Annotated in this window: 1 protein-coding gene; it reads right to left on the bottom strand. The window is 33.8% G+C overall.

The features are described from left to right. Positions 1 to 168: 168 nt before the first annotated feature. A complete protein-coding gene (locus CIK04_RS29215) occupies positions 169 to 498 on the bottom strand; it encodes a hypothetical protein (protein ID WP_325205989.1) in 330 nt (109 codons plus the stop codon). Positions 499 to 524 lie beyond the last annotated feature (26 nt).

The following is a 524-nucleotide window of genomic DNA, read 5'->3' as shown; positions in this document are numbered from 1 at the left end:
GTAACATTAATTATTTCATCACAATAACCGTGCATTAACTGATTTATGTTTGTTTTTTCTTCGTTTAAACCTAGAATTTGACAGAAACCGCGCATAAATGGGACTAGATGATATCAGAAACTGCTTTTCGTCATGAATTTCGTCTTTTATATCCTCTACTTAATAGGTTTAGAAATTATGGATATACAAAAGAATCGACATTTCTTGTTGGTTTATTGGTGTAAACCCGTTGCTCTCACCCTCAATATTGTTGAAGTAATACAAGTTTAGGCACTGCTTCGCTTGATGTTCTAAGAGTTTGATTAAATCTGTGTTATGGGTGAGGATTAGCGTCTTTTTAGAAAATAAGAAGCTTAAGATCGCATAGGCTAGTTTGKTTTTGTATATGGAATCAAAACTCGATATCGGGTCGTCAAGTACAATTAAATCACATGTCGAGTTTTTTGCTTTTAGTAGTTCAAATGCTAGTGAAAGAAAGTTCTGTTCACCATTGCTCAGCTCAAGGTCTKKTCGATTTTTGTTTA

The organism is Vibrio sp. 03_296, assembly GCF_002265885.1.
Note: the sequence above shows the minus strand (reverse complement) of the source record. Positions and strands in the feature narration are given on the sequence as shown.